The sequence below is a fragment of the Chloroflexota bacterium genome, assembly GCA_026708035.1.
In the GTDB taxonomy this organism is placed as follows: Bacteria; Chloroflexota; UBA11872; order UBA11872; family UBA11872; genus JAJECS01.
The window spans coordinates 56814-63663 of the sequence record JAPOVQ010000024.1; the positions used below are offsets into that span (position 1 = coordinate 56814).

Consider the following 6850-nt stretch of genomic DNA (forward strand, 5'->3'; position numbering starts at 1 on the left):
GCGTCACGCTTGCCGAACATGAGCAGGGTCAGGTTGGCGGACGCCGCCGCGCCGCTCGCGCTCAGCCTGGATATCGGGAGCTCGTCGGCGCGCGCGGCGCTCTACGACGCCCGCGGCCGCCGGGTCCGAAAGACGGCCGCGAAGATCGATCACCGGTTCCTCTCGACGACGGACGGCGGCGTCACCGCCGACGCCGAGGCGCTGAGCGACCGCGTGATCGAGGCCATCGACGAAGCCATGGCGCGGGCCGACTCGCGAACCCGCGATATCGCGGCGGTCGGATGCAGCGTGTTCGCGTCGAGCATTGTGGGCGTGGATGCGGCGGGCGAGGCGCTCACGCCGGTCTATACCTACGCCGACGTCAGAAACGCCGCCGACACCGCCGCCTTGCGTGACGAGTGGGACGCGCCGGCGCTCTATGACCGCACCGGGTGCCCGCTGCACGCCAGCTACCTGGCGCCGCGGTTCCGCTGGCTGGCGCGCACGCAGCCGGAGCTGTTGGCGAGCGTTGATCGCTGGGTTTCATTCGGTGAATACCTCTACGAACGCCTGTTCGGCCGCCCGTGTGGCCTTGGGGTATCGGCGGCTGCGTGGAGTGGCCTGCTCGACCGTCGAGCGATGGGCTGGGATCGCACCACCTTGGACGCCCTGGGTCTCGATGCCGACGCGCTCGGGCGGATCGACACGGAGAGCTCGCCGGTGCGCGGGCTTGCGCCTGCCTGGGCGGAACGGTGGCCGGCGCTTGCCGAGGCGGCCTGGTTCCCGGCCGTGGGCGACGGTGTGGCCAGCAACGTGGGGACGGCGGAAACGGATACGCCGGCGGTGGTCGTCAACCTGGGCACCAGCGCGGCGGTACGGGCCATCGTGCCGGGACCCGTCACGGCGGTGCCACGGGGCCTCTGGGAGTACCGCATAGCGCGTGACCGGTCGCTCCTCGGCGGCGCGCTGACCGACGGCGGCAACATGGTGCGCTGGGTGGCGGAGTTGACCGGCTCGGGTCCCTCGAAGGGCTGGGACGCGCAGGTCGAAGATTTGCGGCCCGACGACCACGGCGTGACCCTGCTGCCGTTTCTCAGCGGCGAGCGAAGTCCGGGCTGGGACGACCAGGCGCGGGCAACGATCCACGGCCTGCGGCGGAATACGCGGGCCGAGGAGCTGCTGCTGGCGGGTATGGAGGCGGTGACTTATCGCCTCACGCGGATCTACGACCTGCTGTCGGCTGAGCTGCCGTCGTTGCACTCGGTCACGCTGTCGGGCGGGGGCTTCCGACGGTCGAGAGCGTGGGCGCAGATGGTGGCCGACGCGTTTGGGCGGCCCGCGACGCGGTCGGCGGCGGTCGAAGCCACCAGCCGCGGCGCGGCGCTGTGGGCGCTGGCGCACTTGGGCGCCATCGAGTCGCCGGTTGCGGTCGATCAGCTTGGCGGCGAAGCGCTCGAGCCGGGAGCGGCCAATGGGGCGGTCTATCGCGCGGCGATGGAGCGGCAGGAGCGGCTCTATCGGCGGATGGCGGGCGCGGGGGATCTGGGGGACGCCTAGCGCCGCCGCGCTTGCGTATCCTTAGCGGTGAGGCCTTTACCGGCGACGTCGCCGGTGTCACAGGAGACACGCATGCGCGTTGCCGTCGGGGTCGACCACCGTGGATTCGCGGTCAAGGACGAGCTGCTGGCGCTGCTCGTGGATGCCGGTTATGAGGTGCTGGACCTCGGCACGGACTCCGACGCGTCGGTGGACTATCCCGACTTCGCGGCGGCCGTGGGTCAGGCCATCGTGGACGGCGAGGCCGACCGCGGCATCGTGGTCTGCGGCAGCGGGGTCGGTGCATGCGTGGCGGCCAACAAGATTGCCGGCGTGCGCGCGGCGACGTGCCACGACACCTACTCGGCGCACCAGGGGGTCGAGCACGACGACCTGAACCTGCTTTGCCTGGGCTCGTCGATCGTGGGCATGTCGCTGATCGCCGAAATCGTGGCGTCGTTTCTGGGCGCCGAATTCGCCGAGGCGGAAGAGCGCTACGTGCGTCGGCTGCGCAAGGTGCAGGCGCTCGAGCGCGGCGAGCGGCTGTCGCCGTAGCCCGACCTACACAGCCACGCCAATGGCCGCTGCTACGCTGATTGCGAAACTAGGTGGTCCCGTTCGCAGGGAACCGTCCGGCCTCGACTTCCCCTGGGGCGTGAGAGGACAAAGGAGTCGCTGTTGATGATGCGTAACCCGCTGCAGGAGCTCGTCGACCAGGGCCAGAGCGTCTGGCTGGACTACCTGAGCCGGGACTTGATCCGGTCCGGTCAACTTGAAGAGATGATTGCGACCGATGGGCTGCGCGGCATCACGTCGAACCCGACGATCTTCCACGGGGCCATCTCGGGCAGCGATACCTACGACGACGAGATCGCGTCGCTCTTCGCCGGCGGCCAGGACGCCGAGGAAACCTTCGAGACGCTGGCGATCGCGGACATTCGGGCGGCCTGCGACATCCTGCTGCGGGTGTACGAGTCCACACAGGGCCGGGACGGATTCGTGAGCCTCGAAGTCTCGCCGCACCTGGCGCGGGATACCGATGGGACGGTGGCTGCCGCGCGACGCCTGGCGGATCGGGTCGACTACCGCAACCTGATGATCAAGGTGCCGGCCACGCGCGAGGGGCTGCCGGCCATCGAGACACTGCTGGGCGAGGGGATCAACGTCAACATCACGCTGATCTTCGCGCAGGAGGTTTACCGCGCGGTTGCGGAGTCGTATCTGAACGCGCTGGATGCGCGCGCCGCGCGCGGCGAATCGCTCGACGCCGTGGCGTCGGTGGCGAGCACCTTCGTCAGCCGCATCGACACTGCCGTCGACGACCAATTGGAGGCGCTGGCGGCCAGCCGTCCCGACGCGGCCACCGAAGCCCGCGACCTGCTGGGGCAGGCGGCCATCGCGAACTCCAAGGCCTGCTACCGAATCTTCGAGGAGGTCTTCGGCGGCGAGCGGTTCCAGCGACTGGCGGCCCGCGGGGCGCGCCGGCAGCGGCCGCTGTGGGCCAGCACCAGCACCAAGAACCCGGCCTATCCGACCACGCGCTACGTGGACGAGCTGATCGGCCCCGACACCGTCAACACGATGCCCGAGAACACCATGACGGCGTTCCGCGACACGGGTGAGGTGCAGGAGACGGTCCGCGCCGACATGGACTTCTGGGACGAGGTGCTCGAACGGCTCCAGCGGCTGGGCATCGACCTTGACGCGGTGATGGATCAGCTGGAAGACGAGGGCGTCCAGAAGTTCGTGGACTCCTACGACGAGCTCCTGGCCGATTTGGACGCGAAGGCAGCCGCGCTGCGCGCCTAAGAAGGGTCTGAACAAGGCTATGGGCTTGACCCCAATCCGTTCGATTACCCATTCGACAAGCTCAGAGCCGGCCCCGTACTTGATACGGGGGCGAACGGATTGGGGTCGACATGTGCCGCGCGGCTCTACTTGGTCTGAGGTTCCCTAGTCATGTCCTCCACGCCCCGGCTGGCGATGCGCGCCACGACGTTGGATATCTCCGACGCCGAGGCCCGGGCGGGCGCGGAACGGCTAGTTCAACGGCTTTCGGATGAGGACGCGTCGCTCTGGTCCGACGACGCCGGACAGCGCGCCGAGATTGGCAATCTGCTGGGCTGGATTCGCATTGCGGAGCGGCTGGAGCCGGAGGCTGGCGCCATTTCGAAGTGGGCGGCGGAGGCTTCGGACGGGATCGACGACGTGGTGTTGCTGGGCATGGGCGGGAGCAGCCTCGCGCCGGAGGTGATGGCGGCGATGCTGCCGGCGGTCGCGGGACGGCCGCGCTTGACGGTGCTCGACTCGACCGATCCGGCGACGGTGCGCCGGGTGAGCGGCGCCATAGACCTGACGCGCACGCTGTTCGTCGTGGCTAGCAAGTCCGGCGGCACCCTGGAGACGGCGACGCTGTATGCGACGTTTCGGGCGCAATACGAGGAACGCGGGATTCGCGATGCCGGGTCGCACTTCATCGCGATCACCGATCCAGGGACCTCCATGGCCCAACGGGCAGCAGACGATGGATTCGCTCGCACGTTCCTCAACGACCCCCGGATCGGCGGACGCTACTCGGCGCTGTCGTACTTCGGGCTGGTGCCGGCGGCGCTGGTCGGTCTAGACATTGCCGCGGTGCTGCGTGGCGCCGTCGAGTTCGGGCAGGCCGCGCTGGATGAGACTGACATTGCGCGAAACTCCGCCGTTCGACTCGGTCTGGCGCTGGGCGCGCTGGCGCAGCGGGGGCGGGACAAGCTGACGCTGGCGCTGTCGCCGACGACGCACCCGATCGGCGCGTGGATCGAGCAGCTCGTCGCGGAGAGCACCGGAAAGCATGGGCTTGGGATCGTGCCGGTGGACGGCGAGGCGCTCGGCGATCCGTCCGTCTACGGCGACGACCGCGTGTTCGTGGGCATATCCGTCGGCGACGAGGCGCTAGACGGCCTGGATGCGTTGGCCGAAGCCGGCCATCCGGTGATCCGGCTGACATTGAGCGACGTGCACGACCTGGGCGCCGAATTCTGGCGCTGGGAGCTGGCGACGGCCGTCGCCGGATGGGTGCTCGGCATCAACCCGTTCGACCAGCCGAACGTCGAGGAGAGCAAGGCCAACACGGCGCGGGTGCTGGCGGGCGTGACCGACGGCGCTTCACCCCTGTCAGACCAGGCCACGTCGGCGGCTGGAGAAGCCCTGCGTGCCGCTGGCGCGTCGGGCATGACCGCAGCCGAGGCGGTGGCGACGTTTCTCAGCGACACGGCGCCGGGCGACTACGTGTCGATCCACGCCTACCTCGACCGCACGCCGGCCCACGAGGCCCGGCTGCGGGACATTCAGACGTCAATTCGCGACCGCACCAATTTGGCCACGACCTTGGGTTTTGGCCCGCGGTTTCTCCACTCCACCGGGCAGCTACACAAGGGTGGACCGAATAGGGGTGTATTCATGCAGATCACCTGCGATCACGGTGAGGACGTGCCGATTCCGGGCGAGGCCTACGGCTTTGCCACGCTGATCGACGCGCAGGCCGAGGGCGACCTGCGGTCGTTGCGCGACAAGGAGCGCCGGGTGCTGCGGCTGGCGGCAAGCGAACCGGCGGCGGCGCTCGACGAGCTTGCCGCGGTCGTGGAGAGACTGTCGTGAGCGCGGCGCAAGAGGCGACGCCGGCCACGGCCGTCGCCTCCGACGGCCAGGCGGCGCGCGGGAGCCACGATGCGCCGAAGCCCGGCGATCCCCATGCGCTCATCATTTTCGGCGGATCTGGCGATCTGGCGGGACGCAAGCTCATTCCGGCGCTCTACAACCTGCGGCAGGACGGCCTGTTGCCGGATCGGTTCGCGGTGGTGGGGCAGGGGCGCCGTCCGATGGATGACGACTCCTACCGCGCGACGCTGCTCGAGGCGGCGTCGAAGTACTCGCGCAGTGGGGCGCCGGAGGCCGAGAGCTGGGACGACTTCGCGCAGCGGGTGCACTACCTCAGGGGCGACTCCAGCGACGACGAGGGCTTCGACCGCCTGACGGCGGAGCTCCCGGCGCTGGAGGAGGCGCACGGGACCGGCGGCAACCGCATCTTCTACCTGGCCACGCAGCCGAGCCTGTTTCCCGAGGTCATCCGGCGCCTGGGCGCATCGGGGCTGACCGAGTGCCCCGGAACGTGCCGCATCGTGATCGAGAAACCCTTCGGGCGCGATCTTGAATCCGCCGCCGCGCTGCACGCCATCGCCAACAGCGTGTTCGACGAGTCCCAGATTTACCGGATCGACCACTACCTGGGTAAGGAGACGGTGCAGAACGTGCTGGTGTTTCGCTTTGCGAACAGCATCTTCGAGCCGGTGTGGAATCGCCGCTACGTGTCGCACGTGCAGATCACGGTGGCGGAGGAAGTGGGCGTCGAGGGTCGCGGCCGCTACTACGAAGAGGCGGGCGCGCTGCGGGACATCATGCAGAACCACATGATGCAGTTGCTGGCGGTGGTGGCCATGGAGCCGCCGGTGGACTTTGGCGCCGACGCGATTCGCGACGAGAAGGTGAAAGTGCTGCGGGCCCTGCGGCGCATGAGCGTGGCCGACGTGCGCAAGCACGTGGTGCGGGCGTCATACAGCCGGGGGCGCATGAATGGCGCCGACGTGCCGGCCTATCGCAGCGAAGACGGCGTGGCCGCCGACTCGCTCACCGAAACCTATGTCGCGGCGCGGTGGTTCATCGATAGCTGGCGCTGGCAGGGCGTGCCGTTCTACATGCGCACGGGCAAGCGGCTGACCAAGCGCGCCACCGAGATCGCCATCCAGTTCCGCAGCGTGCCGCACCGGCTTTTCAGCGATTCGAGTTCGGACGGCGTGCCGCCAAACCGACTGGTGATGCGCATTCAGCCGAACGAGGGAATCTCGATCACGTTCGAGGCCAAGCAACCGGGCCCGTCGGTGCGCGTGCGTCCGGTGCGGATGGACTTCGGCTATGGGCAGGGATTCGCGGAGGAATCGCCCGACGCCTACGAGCGGCTGCTGCTTGACGTGATGCTGGGCGACCAGACGCTGTTCATCCGCGGCGACGAGGCCGAGGCGGCCTGGGCCGCGGTGATGCCGGTGCTGTCGGCGTGGCGCTTCGACGAAGGGCATCCGCTGCATTTCTACCAGGCCGGCGCCTGGGGTCCCGACGCGGCGGACGACCTGCTGGCGTCGGATGGGTTCCGGTGGCGGCGGTTGTAGCTCTGAAAGCCGCCTAGCTGCTGAGCCCGGCGGTGGGCGCGTTGCTGGCTGGTTCCCCTCACCCTAACCTTCTCCCTCGGGAGACCTTTGCATAAACCCAGGGGCGGGGCGGACCATGGGGCGTCGCCAGGCGG

At 69.0% G+C, this 6850-nt stretch carries 5 protein-coding genes; all 5 read left to right on the forward strand.

Translation table 11 applies throughout. The features are described from left to right. Nucleotides 1-18: 18 nt before the first annotated feature. The 5 genes from OXG33_10215 (at nt 19) to zwf (ending at nt 6716) form a co-directional block, all read left to right on the forward strand. Nucleotides 19-1536, forward strand: a complete 1518-nt coding sequence (locus OXG33_10215) for a gluconokinase (protein ID MCY4114296.1) — start codon at nt 19-21, stop codon at nt 1534-1536. Between the two features lie 72 nt (nt 1537-1608). Next, nucleotides 1609-2070, forward strand: a complete 462-nt coding sequence (gene rpiB / locus OXG33_10220) for a ribose 5-phosphate isomerase B (protein ID MCY4114297.1) — start codon at nt 1609-1611, stop codon at nt 2068-2070. A 126-nt stretch (nt 2071-2196) separates the two neighbouring features. Continuing rightward, nucleotides 2197-3324 (forward strand): transaldolase, encoded by a 1128-nt coding sequence (tal, locus tag OXG33_10225; GenBank protein MCY4114298.1) that lies wholly within the window; start codon nt 2197-2199, stop codon nt 3322-3324. A 150-nt stretch (nt 3325-3474) separates the two neighbouring features. Next, nucleotides 3475-5154: a glucose-6-phosphate isomerase gene (locus OXG33_10230; GenBank protein MCY4114299.1), complete on the forward strand. Its 1680-nt coding sequence runs from the start codon at nt 3475-3477 to the stop codon at nt 5152-5154. After that, a complete protein-coding gene (zwf, locus tag OXG33_10235; GenBank protein MCY4114300.1) occupies nt 5151-6716 on the forward strand; it encodes a glucose-6-phosphate dehydrogenase in 1566 nt (521 codons plus the stop codon). Before OXG33_10230 ends, zwf begins: the two co-directional genes overlap by 4 nt. Nucleotides 6717-6850: the final 134 nt, after the last annotated feature.